A 22583-nucleotide genomic window follows, 5' to 3' on the forward strand; every position below is an offset into this window, starting at 1 on the left:
CGTCAGGCCACCGCTGTGAGGGCGCTCAGGGTGCCCGTCGCGTTGTCGGTCCAGGAGTGGTCCTCCTCCGAGCGTGACCTGATGACGAGCGAGCGGCCCGCCGACCGGTCGTCAGGCCCCACGATCACCTGGACAAGAGCGGCCGACTGCGACCCGAAGGTGATGGGCGCGTTCAGGACGAGCTCCGCGATCTCGTCCAGACCCACCGTCTGCGCGGCGTGCAGCGCGAGCTCCACGAAGGCCGTGCCCGGGAGGATGACGGTCCCCATGACGGTGTGGTCGGCGAGCCACGCGTGGCCCGCCAGCGTCACCCGGCCGGTGAACAGTCGCGTACCGTCCGGGAGTTCGGTGGCCGTGGCCAGCAGCGGATGCGAGGCGGGCTCCAGGCCGAGACCCGCGGCCGAGCCGGCCGGGTCGGGCACCTCCAGCCAGTGGCGGCGGCGCTGGAAGGCGTACGTGGGAAGGCTGACCGCCCGCGCACCGCGCCCCGCCAGGAACCCCTTCCAGTCGACGGCCGTACCGCATACATGGGCCTGGACGAGACCGCCCAGGAGGGTGGCGGGCTCGGGAAGGTTCGGCCGCAGCAGCGGTACGGCGGTGGCGTTCGGCAGCGCCGAGCGGGTGAGCGCGGTGAGTACGCCGTCCGGGCCGATCTCCAGGAAGGTGGTGATGCCCTGCTCCTGGAGCTGGTTGAGCCCGTCGAGGAAGCGGGTGGTGTTGCGGATGTGATCGGTCCAGTAGGCGGCGCCGATGATCTCGGAGCCCGCCGGACGGCCGGTCACGGTGGAGACGAGGGGGATACGGGGCGCGTGGTACGTGAGCGTCCCGGCGATGTCGTGGAAGTCCCCGAGTATCGGGTCCATGTGCGGGGAGTGGAAGGCATGGCTCACGGTCAGCCGGCGGGTGCGCCGCCCCTGCGCCGTGAACTCCAGGCCGATGGTGTCGACGTCCTCCTCGTCGCCGGAGACGACGACGGAACGGGTGCCGTTGACGGCGGCGATGCCCACCCGCTCGGTGAGGTGCGGGACCACCTCCTCCTCGGTCGCCTCGACGGCGAGCATGGCGCCGCCGCCGGGCAGGGCCTGCATCAGCGAGCCGCGCGCGGCGACCAGCCGGCAGGCGTCGTCCAGGGAGAGGATCCCCGCCGTGTGGGCCGCGGCTATCTCACCGATCGAATGACCGATGAGATGCGTCGGGGTGACGCCGAAGTCGGCGGCCAGGAGCCGGGTGAGGGCCGTCTGGAAGGCGAAGAGGGCGGGCTGGGTGTACCGGGTCTGGTTGAGCAGCGTGGGGTCGTCGGCGAACACGACGTCCTTGACCGGGACTTCGGCCTTCAGATGCCGGTCCAGATTCGCGCACACCTCGTCGAACGCCTCCCGGAAGACCGGGTACGCGTCGTAGAGCCCCCGTCCCATGCCCGGGTGCTGGGCACCCTGGCCCGTGAAGAGGAAGGCGACCTTCTTCGAGCGGGAGTGCCCTTGGAGGGAAGCGGCGCCGGAGTCCTGAGCGAGCGTCCGCAGACTCTCGACCAGTTCGTCCCGGGTGGCACCGACCACGGCGGCCTGGTGCTCGAAGGTGGTGCGCGTGGCGACCAGGGAGTACGCGATGTCGGCGGGCCGCAGATCCGGGTGCTCGGTGACATGGTCGACCAGGCGCTGCGCCTGGTCGCGCAGGCCCTGTTCGGTCTTGGCCGACAGGAGCCAGGGGACCGTGGTGGCCTCCGGCGTCGTGCCGGGCGCCTGATCGGCCGGAGCGGGAGCTTCCTCAAGGATGAGGTGGGCGTTGGTGCCGCTGATGCCGAAGGAGGAGACGGCCGAGCGGCGCGGGTGGTCGGTCTCCGGCCAGGCACGCGCCTCGGTCAGAAGCCGCACGTTGCCGGTGGTCCAGTCGATCTGCGGACTGGGCTCGTCCACGTGGAGCGTGCGGGGCAGCGTGCCGTGGCGCATGGCCTGGATCATCTTGATGACCCCGCCGATACCGGCGGCGGCCTGGGCGTGCCCGATGTTCGACTTCAACGACCCCAGCCACAAGGGCTGTTCGGCCCCATGGCTCTGGCCGTACGTGGCGAGGAGCGCCTGGGCCTCGATCGGGTCACCGAGGGGCGTTCCCGTGCCATGCCCTTCGACCGCGTCGACCTGGTCGGGGGTGAGCCCGGCGACGGCCAGCGCCGCCTGGATGACCCGCTGCTGGGCCGGCCCGTTGGGCGCGCTCAACTGGCTGCTCTTGCCGTCCTGGTTGACCGCCGAGCCACGGATGACGGCCAGCACACGGTGGCCGTTGGCCTCGGCGTCCGACAGACGCTCCAGCAGCACGACACCCGCGCCCTCGGCCCAGATGGTGCCGTCGGCGGCGCCCGCGAACGACTTGCACCGGCCGTCGGGCGCGAGCCCGCGCTGACGGCTGAACTCCACGAACATCCCCGGCGTCGGCATCACCGCCGCGCCACTGGCCAGGGCCATGGTGGACTCGCCGTTCCGCAGCGACTGGCAGGCCAGGTGAAGCGCCACCAGCGAGGAGGAACACGCCGTGTCGACCGTGACCGCCGGACCCTCCAGACCGAGCGTGTACGCGATCCGCCCGGAGGCCACGCTGAGGGTGTTGCCGGTCAGCAGGTGACCCTCGACATCCTCGGGACCCTGGTGGATCAGCGACGCGTACTCGTGCCCGGAGACCCCGCTGAACACCCCGGTACGGCTGCCGCGCAGCTCGGCCGGCGCCAGCCCCGCGCTCTCCAGGGTCTCCCACGTGATCTCAAGCAGCAGCCGCTGCTGGGGGTCGAGGGCCAGGGCCTCACGGGGGCTGATGCCGAAGAACTCCGAGTCGAACCGGTCCGCGTCGTAGATGAAGCCGCCCTCACGGGCGTACGTCTTCCCGGACGCGTTCGGATCGGCGTCGTACAGCTCCTCCAGGTCCCAGCCCCGGTTGTCCGGGAACGGACCGACCGCGTCCCGGCCCTCCGCGACCAGCTCCCACAGCTCCTCGGGCGTACCGGCCCCGCCGGGGAACCGGCAGGCCATGCCCACGACCGCGATGGGCTCGCTGTCCCGCGACTCCACCTCGGCCAGCCGCTGACGGGTCCGCTGAAGATCAGTGGTCACCCGCTTGAGGTACTCGCGCAGCTTGTCCTCGTTCATGATGCGACGCCGCTCCTTTGCCGAGTCGTGTGCCGAGTCATGAGAGCCCCAGCTCGTTGTCGATGAAGTCGAAGAGATCGTCGTCCGTCGCGCTCTCGATCGCGACGTTCGTTCCCTGCCGTTCGGCGTCGTCCAGGCCGTCCAGCTTCTGCAGGAGAGCCTGCATCCGTGCCACGACCGCGGTACGGGCGCCGGGCGCCACGGTCCCGAGACTGCCTTCCAGCCTGTCCAGCTCGGCGACCAGCGCCTGCGGGACCTCGTCCGGGGCGCCCTCGGCCCCCTCGGGTGCCAGCTCCGCGCGGAGCATGGTGGCCAGCTGAACCGGTGTGGGGTAGTCGAACAGCGTGGTGGGAGGCAGCCGCAGACCGGTGGCCTGGTTGAGGTTGTTCCGGAACTCGACCGTGGTGAGCGAGTCGAGCCCCATGTCCAGGAACCCGCTGTCGGGGTCGATGGCGTCCGGCGAACCGTGGCCGAGGACCGCGGCGACCTGGCCGTGGATGTAGGTGAGCAGGATGTCCAGCTGCGCGGCCTCGTCCTGGGAGGCGAGCCGCTGCCTCAGCGCGTTCGGCGCCGTGGCGCCGTCCTGGGCCGCGGCACGCCGCCCGCGGGGGCGGACCAGTCCGTGCAGGACCGGCGGGACCGGGGCGTCGCCGTCGCCCAGCCGGGCGAGGTTGAGCTTGGCGGGCACCAGCAGCGTCCGGTCCGAGGCGAGCGCCACATCGAGCAGGGCGAGCGCCTGCGCCGTGGGCATCGCGCCGATGCCGCCGCGGTCCAGCCGCGCCCGTCCGACCGGGTCCAGACCCGCCGTCAGCTCACTGGTCTGCGCCCACAGGCCCCAGGCCAGCGAGAGGGCCGGCAGGCCCCGTCCCCGGCGGTGGGACGCGAGCCCGTCCAGGAAGGTGTTCGCCGCCGCGTAGTTGGCCTGACCGGGGTTGCCGATCGCGCCGGCCGCGGAGGAGAACAGGACGAACGCAGCCAGGTCCATGGACTCGGTCAGCTGGTGCAGGTGGTAGGCCCCGTCGACCTTCGGCCGCATCACCGCCGACAGCCGCTCCGGCGTCAGCGAGGCGAGCGCGGCGTCGTCGAGGACACCGGCCGTGTGGAACACACCGGTCAGCGGGTGCGCGTCGGGAATCGACTTCAGAAGCCCGGCCGCCTCCTCGGCGACCGCCGTGTCGCAGGAAGCGACGCTGACCTCGGCGCCCAGCGCCTTCAGCTCCGCGGTCAGCTCCGCAGCCCCGTCCGCGGCCGGGCCACGCCGGCTCGTCAGGAGCAGATGCCGTACGCCGTGCCGCTCGACCAGGTGCCGGGCCAGCAGGCCGCCGAGGGTTCCGGTGCCGCCGGTGATGAGTACGGTCCCCTCGGGGGCGAACCCGGCACCGGTGACTTCGGCGTCCCCGCCGTCCTCCTGCGTGGGCAGCGTCGCGTGCACCAGTCGTGGTACGCGCAACTCGCCCTCACGGATGGCCAGTTGCGGCTCTCCCGTGGCGAGCGCCGCCGGGAGGGCGGCGAGTGTGGCGTCCGAGCCGTCGATGTCGACGACCACGAACCGGTCGGGATACTCCGACCCCGCCGTCCGCATCAGACCCCATACCGCGGTCCCGGCCGGGTCGGGCACCTGCTCGCCGTCGGCCGTGGCCACCGCGTTGCGGGTCACCACCACCAGGCGCGAGTCGGTGAGGGCGTCGTCCGAGACGAAGTCCCGGATCAGCTTGACCAGTTCGTCCACCGAGGTGTGGGTGTGCGCCGCCAGGTCGTCGCCGTCGAAGCGGCCGGGTCCGGCCAGCACGATCCGCGGCGGCCGGGCACCGTTCGACGCGGGCCCGCTCAGCGTGGCGAGAGTGGAGTGGTCCACCACGTCGGTCCCGGCCCCGCGGAGCGACGCTGTCAGATCCGTCAGGCCGAGTCCGGCCCACCGTCCGGCGTCGGCCGACGCCGGCGCGGCGAGGGGGCTCCAGCCCATCTCGTACAGGGCGTTGCTCTGCTGGGCACGGGCGGCGGCGACCTGGTCGGAGGCGACCTCACGCATCGACAGACCCGTGATGGTCAGTACGGGAGCGCCGGTGGGATCGGCGACGGCCAGCGACATCAGATCCCGCTCGGAGCGGGTCAGCCGCACCCGCAGCCGGGACGGGCCGAAGGCGTGCAGAGCCACACCGCTCCAGGAGAAGGGCAGCCGCACGGCGTCCGAGCCGTACCAGAACAGCATCAGCGGGTGCAGTGCCGAGTCGAGGAGCGCGGGGTGAATCCCGTACGCCTCCGGGTCCGTGCCCTCCGGCAGCGCGATCTCCGCGTAGAGGGTCTCGCCGACCCGCCAGCCCGCCTTGAAGCCCTGGAACAGCGGCCCGTAGTCGTATCCGCGCCCGATGAAGCCGCGGTAGAACTCCTCCATCTCGACGGCCTCGCCCTCGGCGGGCGGCCACACCGTCAGATCGAAGTCGGGCTCAGGCGCCGAACCGGTGAGGAAGCCACTGGCGTGGCGCGTCCACTCGGCCGACTCCTCGGCGACCTCGCTCTCCGGCGCGGAGTAGAGGGAGAACGGTCGCCGCCCGCCCTCGTCCGCGGCACCCACGGTCACTCGCAGCTCCCGGCCACCCTGCTCGGGCACGGCCAGGAACGCGTGGTGCGTGAGCTCTTCGATCTGGTCGCAGTCGACGTACCCGCCGGCGTGCAGCAGGAGATCCACGAAGGCGACACCCGGCAGCACGACCGTTCCGTGCACCACGTGGTCCCGCAGCCAGGGCTGCGCCTTGAGCGAGACCCGGCCGGTGAACACCGCGCCTTCCCCGTCGGGGAGCGGAATCGCCGCCGTGAGGAGGGGATGCCCCGAGCTGTTCTGGGCCTTGGCGGCGGGACTTGCCTGGTCCAGCCAGTAGCGCTGGCGCTGGAAGGGGTAGGTGGGCAGGTTCGGGTGGGTCTGACGGGCCGGGAGGTGAGCGGTGAGGTCGGCGGGGGCGCCTGCCGTGTGCGCGGTGGCGAGGGCGGCGAGGAGCGTGCTGCCCTCGGGGTGCCCCTTGCGCAGTACGGACGTGGGCGTGGCGGTCTGGGTGCCGTCGGTGGCGCTGAGGGTCTCGTTGGCGAGGGTGGTGAGGACCGGGTCCGGTCCGAGTTCGAGGTAGTGGCGGGTGCCGAGCCCGTCGAGGGTGCGGATGGTGTCGGCGAAGCGGACGGCGTCGCGGACGTGTTGGACCCAGTAGGGCGCGGTGGTGATGTGGTGATCGGCGAGTTCGCCGGTGACGGCGGAGACGATCGGGATGGTCGGGGTGTGGTAGGTCAGGTCGACGGCGACACGTTCGAACTCCGCGAGCATGGGGTCCATGTGGGGGGAGTGGAACGCGTGGGACACCGTCAGACGCTTCGTCTTGACCCCGGTTTCGGCGAGGGTGGCGGCGATCTGGGTGGCCGCTTCTTCGTCGCCGGAGATGACGATCGAGTTGGGGCCGTTGACGGCGGCGATGGTGACGTGGTGCTCGTGGCCTTCGAGGAGCGGGAGGACCTGCTCCTCGGTGGTGCGCAGCGAGATCATGGCGCCGTTGGCGGGCAGGGCCTGCATCAACGACCCACGAGCCGCGACGAGTCGGCACGCGTCGTCGAGGGTGAAGATGCCGGCTACGTGTGCGGCGGTGATCTCACCGATGGAGTGCCCGGCCAGGTGGTGCGGTGTGACGCCGAACGATTCCACCAGGCGGTAGAGCGCGGTCTCGATGGCGAAGAGCGCGGACTGTGTGTACCGGGTCTGGTTCAGCAGCTCCGGGTCGTCCGCGAACACGACGTCCCTGACCGGGACTTCAGCGTCCAGATGCTCATCGAGCCTGGTGCACACCTCGTCGAACGCCTCCCGGAACACCGGGTACGTCTCGTACAACTCCCGTCCCATACCGGCCCGCTGCGCACCCTGTCCCGTGAAGAGGAACGCGGTGCCCCCCGGGCGTGCCGTTCCGGTGACGACGGTGCGAGAGGTCTCGCCCTCGCTCAACGAGCGCAGACCCGCGAGGAGTTCGTCACGACCGTCACCGACGACCACCGCACGGTGCTGGAACTGGGACCGTGTCGAGGCGAGCGCGTGGGCGACCTGGTCCGGGCGTGCCTCGGTGTCGCTTTCGAGGTACACGCTCAACTGCGACGCCTGGTCGCGGAGCGCCTGTTCGGTCTTGGCGGACAGGAACCAGGGCACCGTGCCGACCGTCGGCTCGGTGTCACGCACCGGCTCCGGGTGGGTCGCGGTGGGCGCTTCCTCAAGGATGAGGTGGGCGTTGGTGCCGCTGATGCCGAAGGAGGAGACGGCCGAGCGGCGCGGGTGGTCGGTCTCGGGCCAGGCGCGCGCCTCCGTGAGGAGCTGCACATTGCCGGACTCCCAGTCGATCTGGGGGCTCGGCTCGTCCACGTGGAGCGTCCGGGGGAGTGTCCCGTGGCGCATGGCCTGGATCATCTTGATGACTCCGCCGATGCCGGCGGCGGCCTGGGCGTGCCCGATGTTCGACTTCAACGAACCGAGCCACAGGGGCTCTTCACGATTCTGTCCGTACGTCGCGAGGAGCGCCTGGGCCTCGATGGGGTCACCGAGCGGCGTTCCGGTGCCGTGTCCTTCGACCGCGTCGACCTGGTCGGGGCTGAGCCCGGCGCCGGCGAGAGCGGCGTTGATGACCCGTTGCTGGGACGGACCGTTCGGGGCGGTGAGCCCGTTGCTGGCGCCGTCCTGGTTGACGGCGGAGCCGCGGATGACCGCGAGCACCGTGTGTCCGTTGGCCTTGGCGTCCGACAGACGCTCAAGCAGGACCATGCCCGCGCCCTCGGCCCAGATGGTGCCGTCGGCGGCGCCCGCGTACGACTTGGCGCGGCTGTCGGGCGCCAGCCCGCGCTGGCGGCTGAACTCCATGAACATGCCGGGGTTGGCCATGATCGTGGCGCCACCGGCGAGAGCCATGGTTGATTCGCCGTTCCGCAGCGACTGGCAGGCCAGGTGCATCGCGACGAGCGACGACGAGCACGCCGTGTCGACGGTGACCGCCGGGCCTTCAAGACCCAGCGTGTACGAGATACGTCCCGAGGCCACGCTCGACGTCGTACCCGTCAGCAGGTAACCCTCGACGGGTTCGGCACCCTGGTGGGTGAGCGAGACGTACTCCGCCGCCGCGACACCGGCGAAGACGCCGACCGGCTTGCCGCGCAGGGCGTCGGGGCGGATGCCCGCGTTCTCGAACGTCTCCCATGTCGTCTCCAGGAGGAGCCGCTGCTGCGGGTCGAGCGCGAGGGCCTCACGGGGGCTGATCCCGAAGAACTCGGGGTCGAACCGGTCGGCGTCGTAGAGGAACCCGCCCTCACTGGCGTACGACTTCCCGCGTACGTCCGGGTCGGCGTCGAAGAGGTTCTCGATGTCCCAGCCACGGTTGGCCGGGAAGGCACCCACGGCGTCACGCTCGTCCACGACCAGCTGCCACAGCGCCTCGGGCGTGTCCGCGCCGGGGAAGCGGCAGCCCATACCCACGATCACGATCGGGTCGGCCGCGTCGCTCCGCGACGACGCGCTTCGCGTGGTGCGGCGCGCCACCTGCGTGCCCGCCTCGGCCTGCCCGCTGCCCACCAGCTGGCTCCGGATGTAGCCGGCCAGCACCGTGGGGGTGGGGTAGTCGAAGAGCAGCGTGGACGGGAGTCGCATCCCGGACGCCTTGTTGAGCGAGTTGCGCAGCTCCACCGAGCTGAGCGAGTCGAACCCGAGCTCCTTGAACGAGTGCACCGGGTCGATCGAGTTGGGCGATCCGTGTCCGAGGACGGTGGCCACGTGGTTGCGCAGGAAGTCAAGGATGATCTTGTCCTGCTCGGCCTCCGGACGGCCGGCGATCGCCTGCCCGAGGGCTCCGACCTCTGCCCCGGCGCCCGCCGACTGGGCGGCGCTGCGCAGCGGCGTACGGACCAGGCCCCGGAAGACCGGCGCGACGGGAGTCGTCGCTGCGCGGGCCCGCAGCCCGGCCAGGTCGAGCTTGGCCGGGACGACCACGACCTGAGCGGCTTCGAGCGCCGCGTCGAAGTGCCCGAGTGCCTGGTCGGCGGGCATCGGCAGCAGGCCGCCGCGGTTCATGCGCGCCTGGTCCTGCTCGTCCAGGGTGTCGGCCATACCGCTCTCCCACAGGCCCCACGCGAGGGACTTGGCGGGGAGTCCGGCGGACCGGCGGTGCTCGGCGAGTTCGTCGAGGAAGACGTTCGCCGCCGCGTAGTTGGACTGTCCGGGAGAGCCCAGGACTCCGACCACCGACGAGAACATGACGAAGGCGTTCAGGTCCAGGTCGCGGGTCAGCTCGTGCAGGTTCCACGCGCCGTCCACCTTCGGGCGGAGCACCCCGTCCAGCCGCTCCGGGGTCAGCGCCGTGACGATGCCGTCGTCCAGAGTGCCGGCGCAGTGGACCACCGCGCCGAGCGGGTGCTCGTCCGGCAGGCTCGCCAGCAGTGTCTCCAGCGACTCCCGGTCGGCCGTGTCGCAGGCGGCGATCGTGACCTCGGCGCCGAGTTCGGCCAGCTCTTCGGTGATCGTGCTGCCTGCCGTACGTCCGCGCCTGCTCGTGAGCAGCAGCTTCTTCACACCGTGTTCGGTGACCAGGTGCCGGGCGAGGAGCGTGCCCAGCGCGCCGGTGCCGCCGGTGATGAGGACCGTCTTCTCCGGGTCGAACGGCGCCGTGGACGCGGTCGGCGCGGAGTCGGACGTGGCGTCGGAGCCGGCGGAGTTCGCGCCGGCACGGGCGAGGCGAGGGGCGAGAAGCCGGCCGTCGCGCACGGCCAGTTGGGGCTCGTCGGTGGCGAGAGCGGCCGAGAGGGCCCGCAGGGACGAGTCCGAACCGTCGAGGTCGATCAGGGTGAACCGGTCGGGGTGTTCCGTCTGCGCGGTGCGGATCAGTCCCCAGACCGCCGCTCCGGCCAGGTCGGTCCCGCCGCCGGTCCCCGTGGACATCGCGCCCCTGGTGAGGACCACCAGCCGGGAGTCCGGCCGTTCGTCGGCCAGGATCGTCTGGACGAGGCCGAGTACACGGTGCGTGAAGGTGCGGGCGGTACGCGCCGGGTCGGCGCCGGGCTCGGAGACGCACCAGGTGAAGACCACGTCCGGCCTGCTGGTGTCGTCTCCGGGCGTCGTCGGAAGCGTGATGGCGTCGGGCGCCACCTCGACCGCCGCGCCGAGCGGCGAGAGTGCCGCGGTGACGTGGGCGTTGCCCGGGTCGGCGACCACGGCCCACTTGGCGCCGGCGCTCTGCGTCTTGTCATCGACCGCCTGGACGTCGGTCCAGTCGACCTTGTAGAGCTCTCCGGCGTCCGCAGCACGGGTGGCGGCGAGCTGGTCGGCGCCGACCGTCCGCATGGCGAGGGAGTCGATCGTCATGACCGGCGTCCCCGTCTGGTCGGCGATGACCAGTGACGCGGTGTCGGGTGTGGTCCACGTGTGGCGGATCCGCAGCGAGCCGGCCCCCGTCGCGTGGAGGGACACACCGGCCCAGGAGAACGGTACCCGGATGGAGTCGTCCGCCTCGGTCTCGCCCATGATCAGCGCGGCCGGCTGGAGGGCCGAGTCGAGCAGACCCGGGTGGATGCCGTAGTCACCGGGATCCGATCCGGCGGGCAGGGAGACTTCCGCGTACGTCGTGTCGCCGTCCTGCCAGGCCTTCTTGAGCCCGCGGAACAGCGGCCCGTAGCCGAAGCCCCCGTCCGTGACGCGGCGGTAGAACTCCGCCACGTCCATCTCCTCCATGGTGTCCGTGATCTCCGGCGGCCAGACCTCGTTCCTGAGCGAGTCGGCACCCGCGGGGACTTCCCTGCGCTCGGCCCCCAGCACACCCGTGGCGTGGAGGGTCCAGTCGGTCTCGACCGGAACGTCCTCCGGCCGGGAGTAGAACGCGAAGGACCGGTGACCCGAGTTGTCCGCGGGCTCGACGAGGAGCCTCAGCTGGAGGGCGGCGCGCTCCGGCACGGCGAGGAACACATGGTGGGTCAGTTCCTCGATGTGCTCGCAGTCCACATGGCGTGCCGCGTGGAGCAGGAGGTCCACGAAGGCCACACCGGGGACGATCATCGTCCCGAAGATGATGTGCTCGGCCACCCAGTCCGGGTCGTTCCCGGAGACACGGCCGGTGAACAAGTGCCCGCCGCCGTCGGGGAGTTCGGCCAGCGTGGTCAGCACCGGATGACTGGTCGCCGTCAGCCCCAGACCGTCGGCGCCCGAGGTGGGCTTCGCCGGCTCCAGCCAGTAGTGCTGGCGCTGGAAGGGGTAGGTGGGCAGGCCCCGGGCGGGGGTCGGGCTCTCGCCGATCACGGGGGTCCAGCGGACCTGTCCGCCGTTGGCGTGTGCGGCGGCCAGAGCGGTGAGGAAGCTCTGGTTCTCGTCCCGGTCGCGGTGCAGGGTGGCGACATGGACGGCGTCGACGTCGTCCGGCACGCTGTCCTGCGCCATGGCGGTCAGGACGGGGTCGGGGCCGAGTTCGAGGTAGTGCCGGGTCCCGAGCCGGTCGAGGGTCGTGATCGCGTCGGCGAAGCGGACGGCCTCCCTGACGTGCTGGACCCAGTACTGCGGAGTGGTGATGTAGTGATCGGCCAGCTCGCCGCTGAGGGCGGAGACGATGGGGATCGTCGGGGTGTGGTAGATCAGCTCTCCCGCGACGAGCTCGAACTCGTCCAGCATGGGCTCCATGTGGGGCGAGTGGAACGCGTGGGACACCGTCAGCCGCCGCGTCTTGACTCCGGTCTCGGCGAGCGTGTCGGCGATCCGCGTGGCGGCCTCTTCGTCACCGGAGATGACGATCGAGCTGGGCCCGTTCACCGCGGCGATCGTGACCTCGTCCTCATGGCCTTCGAGGAGGGGGACGATCTGTCCCTCGGTGGCGCGCAGCGAGATCATGGCGCCGTTGGCGGGCAGGGCCTGCATCAACGACCCACGGGCGGCGACGAGTCGGCACGCGTCATCGAGGGAGAAGATGCCCGCGACGTGCGCGGCCGCGATCTCACCGATCGAGTGGCCGGCCAGGTACTGCGGCGTCACGCCGAACGACTCGACCAGGCGGTAGAGCGCGGTCTCGATGGCGAAGAGCGCGGACTGTGTGTACCGGGTCTGGTTGAGCAGGGTGGGATCGTCGGCGAAGACGACGTCCTTGACCGGGACTTCGGCGTTCAGGTGCCGGTCGAGGGTCGTGCAGACCTCGTCGAACGTGTCCCGGAAGACCGGGTACGTGTCGTGCAACTCCCGGCCCATACCGGGCCGTTGCGCGCCCTGACCCGTGAAGAGGAACGCGGTCTTGCCGGGGTGAGGCGTGCCACGGACCAGCGCAGGGGACGGCTCACCGAGGGTGAGCGCGCCCAGCACGCGGTCGAACGCCGCGTGCTCGTCGCCGAACACCACAGCCCGGTACGGGAACTGGGCCCGGGTGGTGGCGAGCGCGTGGGCGACCCGGTCCGGTCGTACCTCGGGGTTGAGTTCGAGGTAGGTACGCAGCTGCTGCGCCTGGTCGCGGAGAGCCTGCTCCGTCTTGGCGGAGAGGAGCCACGGGATGAGGGCGGCCTGGGGGCCGTCCTGCTCCTGGTCGTCCTCGGTGGACTCCGATGTGACCGGGGCCTGTTCGAGGATGACATGGGCGTTGGTGCCGCTGATGCCGAAGGAGGAGACGGCGGAGCGGCGCGGCTGGCCGGTCTCCGGCCAGTCGCGGGCCTCGGTGAGGAGCTGTACGTTGCCCGACGTCCAGTCGATGTGCGGGCTGGGCTCGTCCACATGGAGCGTCCGCGGCAGGGTGCCGTGGCGCATGGCCTGGATCATCTTGATGACTCCGCCGATACCGGCGGCGGCCTGGGCATGGCCGATGTTGGACTTCAACGAACCGAGCCAGAGCGGCTCTTCACGGTTCTGGCCGTAGGTGGCGAGAAGCGCCTGGGCCTCGATCGGGTCGCCCAGCGGGGTTCCGGTGCCGTGGGCCTCGACCGCGTCGACCTGGTCGGCGGTCAGACCCGCGCCGGTGAGAGCGGCCTTGATGACGCGCTGCTGAGAGGGACCGTTCGGGGCGGTGAGCCCGTTGCTGGCGCCGTCCTGGTTGACGGCGGAGCCGCGGATCACGGCGAGCACCGTGTGTCCGTTGGCCTTCGCGTCCGACAGACGCTCAAGGAGCACCATGCCCGCGCCCTCGGCCCAGATGGTGCCGTCCGCCGCACCGGCGAACGACTTGCACCGGCCGTCGGGCGCCAGCCCGCGCTGGCGGCTGAACTCCAGGAACATGCCCGGGTTGGCCATGACCGTCGCGCCACCGGCGAGAGCCATCGTGGACTCGCCGTTCCGCAGCGACTGGCACGCCAGGTGCATCGCGACGAGCGACGACGAGCACGCCGTGTCGACGGTGACCGCCGGGCCTTCAAGACCCAGCGTGTAGGCGACTCGCCCGGAGGCGACACTCGCCGTCGTACCCGTCAGCAGGAACCCGTCGACAGGCTCGCTGCCCTTGTGGACGAGGGAGCCGTACTCCTGGGTGACGACACCGGCGAAGACACCCACGGGCTTGCCGCGCAGGGCGTCGGGGCGGATGCCCGCGTTCTCGAACGTCTCCCACGTGGTCTCAAGAAGCAGCCGCTGCTGCGGGTCGAGCGCGAGAGCCTCACGGGGGCTGATCCCGAAGAACTCGGCGTCGAACCGGTCGGCGTCGTACAGGAACCCACCCGTACGGGCATAGGTCCTTCCGCGCACATCGGGGTCCGGGTCGAACAACTCCTCAAGATCCCAGCCGCGGTTGGCGGGGAAGGAGCCGATGGCGTCCACCCCCTCGGTGACCAGCCGCCACAGCTCGTCCGGCGTGGTGGCGCCACCGGGGTAACGGCAGCCCATACCGACCACGGCGATCGGGTCGTCTTCGTCACGCGGGACCACCGCTACGACGGCGGTCTCCACCGCGTCCTGCGGCAACACGGCCTCGTCGTCGACCAGTTCGTCCCTGAGGTGCGTGATCAGCGCCTCGGGTGTCGGGTGGTCGAACAGCATCGTGGACGGCAGGTGCAGTCCCAGCGACTCGCCCAGCACCATGAGGAGTTCGATACCGGCGAGCGAGTCGAAGCCGAGGTCCTTGAACGAGCTCTCGGGGTCGATGACCAGCGGCGAGCTGTGGCCCAGGACCGCCGCGACGTGCTTGCGCAGGACCTCCAGGAGAAGTTCGCGCTGCTCGTCCTCGGACCGGCCGGCCAGCTGCCGGCGCAGCGAGGACTCGTCCACCTCCTCACCGCGCTCGGCGGGCGGGGCCTGGGCCGGAAGCAGTTCGGCGAGCAGCGGGGACAGCATCGAAGCCCGCTGCGAGCGTGCGCCGGAGACATCGACCCCGGCGGGCACGAGCACGGCTCGTACCGTCGCGAGGGCCGAGTCGAAGAGCCCGAGCGCCCGCTCGGTGGGCATCGGCGCCAGTCCGCCGCGGTTCATCCGCGCCCGGTCCTGCTCGTCCAGGGTGTCGGCCATACCGGCCTCCCACAGGCCCCACGCGAGGGACTTGGCGGGGAGTCCGGCGGACCGGCGGTGTTCGGCGAGCTGGTCCAGGAAGGAGTTGGCGGCGGCGTAGTTGGCCTGACCGGGGGAGCCCAGGACACCGACCACCGACGAGAACAGGACGAAGGCGTCCAGGTCCAGGTCCTTGGTCAGCTCGTGCAGGTTCCACGCGCCCTCGACCTTCGGGCGGAGCACCGCGTCCAGCCGGTCCGGGGTGAGTTCCGTGACCACACCGTCGTCCAGGACACCGGCGCAGTGGACCACCGCACCCAGCGGGTGCTCCGCGGGCAGACCCGCGAGCAGCGCTTCGAGCGACTGCCGGTCGGCCGCGTCGCAGGCGGCGACCGTGACCTCGGCGCCGAGCCCGGCCAGCTCCGCGGTGAGCGCGCCGTCCGTACGGCCGCTTCGGCTCGTCAGCAGCAGCTTCCTGACGCCGTGCCGGGTGACCAGGTGCCGGGCGAGGATCGAGCCGAGTGCGCCGGTGCCGCCGGTGATGAGTACGGTGCGGCGCGCGTCGAACGTCGCGGGAATCGCGCCCGGCGTCAGACGGGCGAGGCGCGGCACGAAGAACCGCCCCTCGCGCAGGGCCAGTTGACGCTCTCCGGTGGAGAGGGCGGCCACGATCGCCTCGTCGGAGGCCCGTGACCCGTCGACGTCGATCAGCGTGAACCGGTCCGGGTGCTCGGACTGGGACGACCGGATCAGACCCCAGACCGCCGCTCCGGCGAGGTCGGCCGACGCGTCGCCGGTCCCGGTGGACCGCGCGTTCTCGGTGAGGACCACCAGACGCGAGTCCGGCGCTCCGTCGGCCAGGACCGCCTGGAGCAGGTCAAGGGCCTTGCGGGTCTGGGCGTGTGCCGCCTCGACCGGTTCGGCGCCGTCGGTGGTGAAGCGGGCGACGACCGTCGACGGCCTGGCCGCGCCGGCCCGCAGCGAAGCGCGCAGCGCGTCGGCGTCCGGGTACGAATCGGCCGCGGAACCGAGCGCCGCCAGGACAGCGGCGACCCGCGGGTCACGGGTGTCTCCCACCACGGCCCAGCCGGCGCCGTCGGGGCGCGCCGCCGCGCGCGGCGGCGCGGGTACCGCGCGCCAGGCGACCTCGTGGAGCGCGCCGTCGCGGTCGGGCCTGGCAGCTTCGAGCTGCTCGGAGCTGACCCCGCGCATGGCGAGCGAGTCCACCGTCAGGACCGGCGCACCGGCCGGGTCCGTCACCGTCAGGGCGACCGTCTCCGGCGTTGTGCGTACGAGCTGGACCCGCAGGGCGCGGGCGCCGTTCGCGTGAAGGGCCACACCGCTCCAGGAGAACGGCACCAGGAGCGTGCCGTCCGTCCGGGTCGAGGCCAGCGCGATCGGGTGGAGCGCGGAGTCGAGCAGACCGGGGTGGACGCCGTACGAACCAGGCGCGGTCCCCGCGGGCAGGGCCACCTCCGCGTACAGCGTGTCCCCGTCCTCCCAGGCGGCGCCGAGCCCCTGGAAGACCCCGGCGTAACCGAATCCGGCCTCGGCCACGCGCCGGTAGAAACCGTCGGTGTCCAGCGCATCGGCGGAGGCCGGGGGCCAGACCGCGTCCGCCGCCGGGAGGGCCGGCGGTACGGCGGGGGCCGTGCCGAGCGCACCGGTGGCGTGGCAGGTCCAGTCGGCGCCCAGCGGGGCGTCCTCGGGCCGCGAGTGGACGGCGAAGCTCCGGCGCCCGGAGTCGTCCGCCGGCCGGACGACGACTCTCAGCTGAAGGGCGCCGTGCTCCGGCAGAGCCAGGAAGACATGGTGGGTGAGCTCCTCGATACGGGGGCGTCCCACCAGGGCCGCGGCGTGCAGCAGCATGTCGACGAAGGCGACACCCGGCATGACCGGGGTGCCGAAGACGGCGTGGTCGGCAGCCCACGGAGGCGCGGAGGCGTTGACCCGGCCGGTCAGCAGGAGGCCGCCCGGGTCGGGCAGCTCGGCGGCGGTGGTGAGCACCGGGTGCCCGGTGGCGGTCAGCCCCGCCGAACTCACGTCCCCTGTGGCGGCCGTGGCCGTGAGCCAGTAGCGCTGGCGCTGGAAGGGGTACGTGGGGAGGTCGGGGTGGCTGTCGGCGCTCGGGAGATGGGTGGTGAGGTTCGCGGGGGCGCCTGCCGTGTGCGCGGTGGCGAGGGCGGTGAGGAGCGTGGTGCCCTCGGAGTGTCCCTTGCGGAGGACGGCCACGGGGCTGCTGCTGTTACGGGACTTGGTGAGGGTCTCGTTGACCAGAGTGGTGAGAACCGGGTCGGGCCCGAGTTCGAGATAGTGACGCGTGCCGAGCGAGTCGAGAGTGGTGATGGTGTCGGCGAAGCGGACGGCGTCGCGGACGTGTTGGACCCAGTACTGGGCGGTGGTGATGTGGTGATCGGCGAGTTCGCCGGTGACGGCGGAGACGATCGGGATGGTCGGGGTGTGGTAGGTCAGGTCGGCGGCGACACGTTCGAACTCCGCGAGCATGGGGTCCATGTGGGGGGAGTGGAACGCGTGGGACACCGTCAGACGCTTCGTCTTGACCCCGGTTTCGGCGAGGGTGGCGGCGATCTGGGTGGCCGCTTCTTCGTCGCCGGAGATGACGATCGAGTTGGGGCCGTTGACGGCGGCGATGGTGACGTGGTGCTCGTGGCCTTCGAGGAGCGGGAGGACCTGCTCCTCGGTGGTGCGCAGCGAGATCATGGCGCCGTTGGCGGGCAGGGCCTGCATCAACGACCCACGAGCCGCGACGAGTCGGCACGCGTCGTCGAGGGTGAAGATGCCGGCTACGTGTGCGGCGGTGATCTCACCGATGGAGTGCCCGGCCAGGTGGTGCGGTGTGAGCCCGAAGGACTCGACCAGGCGGTAGAGCGCGGTCTCGATGGCGAAGAGCGCGGACTGTGTGTACCGGGTCTGGTTCAGCAGCTCCGGGTCGTCCGCGAACACGACGTCCTTGACCGGGACTTCAGCGTTCAGGTGCCGGTCGAGCGTGGCGCAGACCTCGTCGAACGTGTCCCGGAACACCGGGTACGTGTCGTACAACTCCCGGCCCATATCGGCCCGCTGCGAGCCCTGCCCGGTGAACAGGAAGGCGGTCGTGCCTTCCCGCGCCGTTCCGGTGACGACCTCGCGTGAGGTCTCACCGTTGCTCAACGAGCGCAGACCCGCGAGGAGTTCGTCGCGGCCCTCACCGATCACCACGGCCCGGTGCTGGAAACGCGCGCGGGTGGCGGTGAGCGCCTGACCGATGTGCGCGGGGTGGAGATCGGGCCGCGCGGTCACGTGGTCGAGCAACTGCCGCGCCTGGTCACGGAGAGACTGTTCCGTCTTGGCGGACAGGAACCACGGCACGAGGCCCGCCTGGGGCGCGTCCTGCTCCTGCTCGTCCTCGGCGGGCTCCGGCGTGACCGGGGGCTGCTCGATGATCAGGTGGGCGTTGGTGCCGCTGATGCCGAAGGAGGAGACGGCGGCCCGGCGGGGATGATCCGTCTCGGGCCAGTCGCGGGCCTCGGTGAGGAGCTGTACGTTGCCGGACGTCCAGTCGATGTGCGGGCTGGGCTCGTCGACGTTGATGGTCCGCGGCAGGGTGCCGTGGCGCATGGCCTGGATCATCTTGATGACACCGCCGATACCGGCGGCGGCCTGCGTGTGCCCGATGTTCGACTTCAACGAACCGAGCCACAGGGGCTCTTCACGATTCTGTCCGTACGTCGCCAGCAGTGCCTGGGCCTCGATCGGGTCACCGAGCGGCGTTCCCGTGCCATGGGCCTCGACCGCGTCGACCTGGTCGCCGGTGAGCCCCGCGCCGGCCAGCGCCGCGTTGATGACCCGCTGCTGGGACGGACCGTTCGGGGCGGTCAGACCGTTGCTCGCACCGTCCTGGTTGACGGCCGAACCACGGACGACGGCGAGGACCGTGTGCCCGTTGGCCTTCGCGTCCGACAGACGCTCCATCAGGACCATGCCGGCGCCCTCGGCCCAGATGGTGCCGTCGGCGGCGCCCGCGAACGACTTGCACCGGCCGTCGGGCGCAAGCCCGCGCTGCTGACCGAACTCCACGAACATGCCGGGGGTCGCCATGACCGCGACGCCGCCCGCCAGGGCCAGCGAGCAGTCACCGGCGCGCAGCGCCTGCGCCGCCTGGTGCATCGCGACGAGCGACGACGAGCACGCGGTGTCGACCGTGACCGCCGGACCCTCAAGGCCGAAGGTGTACGAGATACGCCCGGAGACGACACTCGCGGTGTTGCCGGTGAGCAGATAGCCGCCGAGACCGTCGTCGCCCTCGTGCAGCCGGGGGCCGTACTCCTGCGACATCGCGCCCACGAACACACCGGTGCTGCTGCCCTGGAGACCGTCCGGGTCGATCCCGGCGCGCTCCAGCGCCTCCCAGGTAACCTGGAGGAGCACTCGCTGCTGCGGGTCCATCGCCGTGGCCTCGCGCGGGCTGATGCCGAAGAACTCGGTGTCGAACTCGGCGGCCTCGTCGAGGAATCCGCCGTGCCGCGTGTACGTCTTGCCGCGCACCCCGGGCTCGGGGTCGTACAGGGCTTCCAGATCCCAGCCACGGTCGGTGGGGAAGCCCGAGATCGCGCTCACACCGTTGTCCACGAGCCGCCACAGCTCGTCCGGCGTACCGGCGCCGCCCGGGTAGCGGCAGGCCATGCCGACGATCACGATCGGGTCGTCGGCATCCAGCACGGAACCCGACCGTGACAGCACGGACGCGGCCGACGACGAGTCGTCGCCCAGGGCCAGTTCGATCAGCCGCCGGGCCAGCCGCGACGGGCTCGGGTGGTCGAATACGACGGTCTCCGGCAGCGCGAGACCGGTGACGTCCACGAGGTTCTGCCGGAGCTGGACCGCCATCGTGGAGTCCATGCCCAGCTCACGGAAGGCCTGGCCGACCTCCACCGTGTCCGTGCTCAGATGGCCGAGCACGATCGCCGTACGCAGCCGCACCAGCTCCAGCGCCACCCGGGTGCGCTCGTCCGCCGGCAGCCCGGCGATCCGCTGCGACCACGAGGAACCGGCCGCCGCGGGGGTCTCCTCGCGGGCCGCTTCCGGGAGTTGGGCGGAGCCACGTGTGCCGGGCTCGAACGCGGTCGAGACGTCCGGCCAGTAGCTCTCGCGCTGGAACGCGTACGTCGGCAGGGCCACCCGGCCCGGCGCCCGGCCGGCGAACACGGCGGACCAGTCCACGGGCAGACCGCGAACGTGCAGCTCCGCCAGCGAAGTCAGCAGCTGCGGCCACGGAGTCTCGTTGCGGCGCAGCGAGTCCACGACCACCGCGTCAGGCAGCGTCGCGCGCAGTCCGACCGTGAGTACGGGGTGCGGGCTCGACTCCACGAACGTTCCGAAGCCGTCCTCGGCCATGGCCCGCAGGGTCGACTCGAAGAGAACGGGCCGGCGGAGGTTGGAGAACCAGTAATCGGCGTCGAGTTCGGCCGTGTCGATCGCGCCCGCGGTCACCGTCGAGTAGAAGGCGATGTCGCACGAACGCGGCGTCACCCCGGCGAACTGCTCAAGGAGCCGGTCCTTGATGGCGTCCATGTGCGGCGAGTGGGAGGCGAAGTCCACGGCGGAGACGGCCTTCGCGCGAATCCCGTCGCTCTCGCAGCGGGCCAGCAGCTCGGCGACCGCGTCAGGGGTTCCGGCCACGACCGTGGTGGTAGGACCGTTGACCACGGCGACGCTCAGCCGGTCGCCGAAGGGCTCGATGTACTCGGCGACCCGGTCGGCCGCCAGCGGCACCGACGCCATCGCCCCGGTGCCCGAGAGCGTCATGATCGTCTGGCTGCGCAGGGCCACGATCCTGGCGGCGTCCGCCAGGTCGAGCGCGCCCGCGATGTGCGCCGCGGCGATCTCACCCTGCGAGTGACCGATGACCGCGTCGGGCCGTACGCCCAGCGACTCCCACACCCGGGCGAGCGAGACCATCACCGCGAACAGCACGGGCTGGACGACGTCCGCGCGGTCGAGGGCCGCCGCGCCGGACTCGGCGGTGAGCGTGTCCAGCAGCGACCAGTCGACGTACGGGGCGAGGGCTTCGTGGCACGCCTCGATCGACGCGCGGAAGACCGCCGACGTGCGCATCAGCTCGCGCGCCATGCCTTCCCACTGCGATCCCTGCCCCGGGAAGACCAGCGCGGTCTTGCCGTGCTCACCGGTGACCCCGGTGATGAGCCCCGGCACCTCGACGCCGGTTCTCAACGCCTCCAACTGGGCGTCGTGGTCGAGCCCGAGGGCGACGGCGCGGTGCTCGAAGTGGGTACGGGTGCCGGCCAGCGACCGGCCGATGTCGAACGCGTCCGCGTCCCCGGTCCGCCGCTCCAGCAGCCGCCCGGCCTGGGCGCGCAGAGCCGCCTCCGTACGCCCGGAGACCAGCCAGGGGGCCAGCTCCAACTCCGGCTCGTCGCCCTGCGGCGCGGCCTCGGGAAGGGCAGGCTCGGGCGCCTCGGCGAGGACGACGTGGCAGTTCGTACCGCCCACGCCGAAGGAGCTCACACCGGCAAGCAGAGGCGCGTCCGGCCAGGGGCCGGACGCGGTCTGGACACGCAGATTGAGGGCGTCGGGATCGATACGCGGGTTGGGCGTCTCGTAGTTGAGGCTCGCCGGGATCTCCCGGTGCCGGATGCTCAGCGCCGTCTTGATCAGACCGACGATGCCCGCCGCGCCTTCCAGGTGCCCGACGTTGGTCTTGGCGGAGCCGACGAGAACGGGTTCGCCCGCGGGGCGCGCGCTGCCGTACGTGGCGGCGATGCCGGCTGCCTCCAGCGGGTCACCGGTCGGGGTGCCGGTGCCGTGGAGTTCCACGTAACGGACCTCGGCCGGGTTCACGCCCGCGTCCTCGCACGCCTGGCGCAGCACCGTCGCCTGCGCCTCGGCGCTGGGCACGGTGAGTCCGTCGGTGGAGCCGTCGTTGTTGACCGCGCTGCCGCGGATGACGCCGTAGACCGTGTCGCCGTCGCGCACCGCGTCCGCGAGCCGCTTCAGTACGACGACGCCGCCGCCCTCACCGCGTACGTAGCCGTTGGCCCGCGCGTCGAAGGTGAAGCAGCGTCCGTCGGGCGACAACCCGCCGAACATCCCGGCGACTTCGGCGCTCTCGGGCGCGAAGTTCAGCGCCACACCGCCCGCCAGGGCCAGGGTGGCCTCGCCCTTGCGCAGGCTCTCGACCGCCAGGTGCACCGCCACGAGCGACGACGACTGGGCCGAATCGACCGCCATGCTCGGGCCGTTGAGGCCCAGCGCGTACGACACGCGGTTGGCGATGACGCCGCGGTTCAGACCCGGCAGCGAGTGCTGGGTGATCGCGCCGCCCCGGTGGGCCAGCGCCGCGTAGTCACCGGCTATCGCGCCGACGATGACGGCGGTCGCGGTGGACCGCAGCGTCTCCGGGACGATGCCCGCGTCCTCCAGGGCCTCCCAGGCCAGCTCGGCGAAGAGCCGCTGCTGGGGGTCGATCGCCACGGCCTCGCGCGGCGATATCCCGAAGAACGCCGCATCGAACTGGTCAACGCGGTCGAGGAACCCGCCGTGACGCAGCGCGGTCCGGTGCCGCTCAGGCGAGTCCGGCAGCACCTCGTCCGGGTTCCAACGGTCCTGTGGTACCTCGCCGATCGCACTCCGGCCCGACCGCAGCAGCTCCCAGAAGGCGCTGGCGTCGGGTGCCTGGGGGAGGCGGCATGACATGCCGGTGATAGCGATTGCATCCGTACCGTGAACAAGATCACTCGACATGATGGCGAGTGCCTCCCTCATCGCGCGCTTCGAAAACGCCGGGCAGGCGTTCGTCTTGAGGGAACGATCATCATCTCCGCCGCTGACCCCCAGCTACCCGTAGAGCCCCCTAGGCCCTGTCCGGCGGGTCTTCGCGGGCCCTCCCCGCCCCTCCGTACAGACAGAAGTGCCCCGGCCCCGGGGGGAACGGGGCGGCGGGCCGGGGCCCCGGGAGGGGTAAGGGTGTTAAGGTTAAATAGGAAGGGGATGGGTACCCG

At 71.6% G+C, this 22583-nt stretch carries 2 protein-coding genes; both read right to left on the bottom strand.

Features of this window, described 5'->3' with window-relative positions:
* Positions 1-2: 2 nt before the first annotated feature.
* Entirely contained in the window at positions 3-3134 is a 3132-nt protein-coding gene (locus ACFWV8_RS24785; protein ID WP_384207127.1) for a type I polyketide synthase, read from the bottom strand.
* Between the two features lie 37 nt (positions 3135-3171).
* Complete coding sequence (locus tag ACFWV8_RS24790; RefSeq protein ID WP_384207130.1) at positions 3172-22326, bottom strand: SDR family NAD(P)-dependent oxidoreductase; 19155 nt, start codon at positions 22324-22326, stop codon at positions 3172-3174.
* Positions 22327-22583: the final 257 nt, after the last annotated feature.

The sequence above is a fragment of the Streptomyces sp. NPDC058665 genome (genome assembly GCF_042714995.1).
In the GTDB taxonomy this organism is placed as follows: Bacteria; Actinomycetota; Actinomycetes; order Streptomycetales; family Streptomycetaceae; genus Streptomyces.

Bases quoted from the DNA above. Each gene is read 5' to 3' on its own strand.
- ACFWV8_RS24785 (WP_384207127.1), bottom strand. From the start codon at position 3,134: ATGAACGAGGACAAGCTGCGCGAGTACCTCAAGCGGGTGACCACTGAT.
- ACFWV8_RS24790 (WP_384207130.1), bottom strand. From the start codon at position 22,326: ATGTCGAGTGATCTTGTTCACGGTACGGATGCAATCGCTATCACCGGC.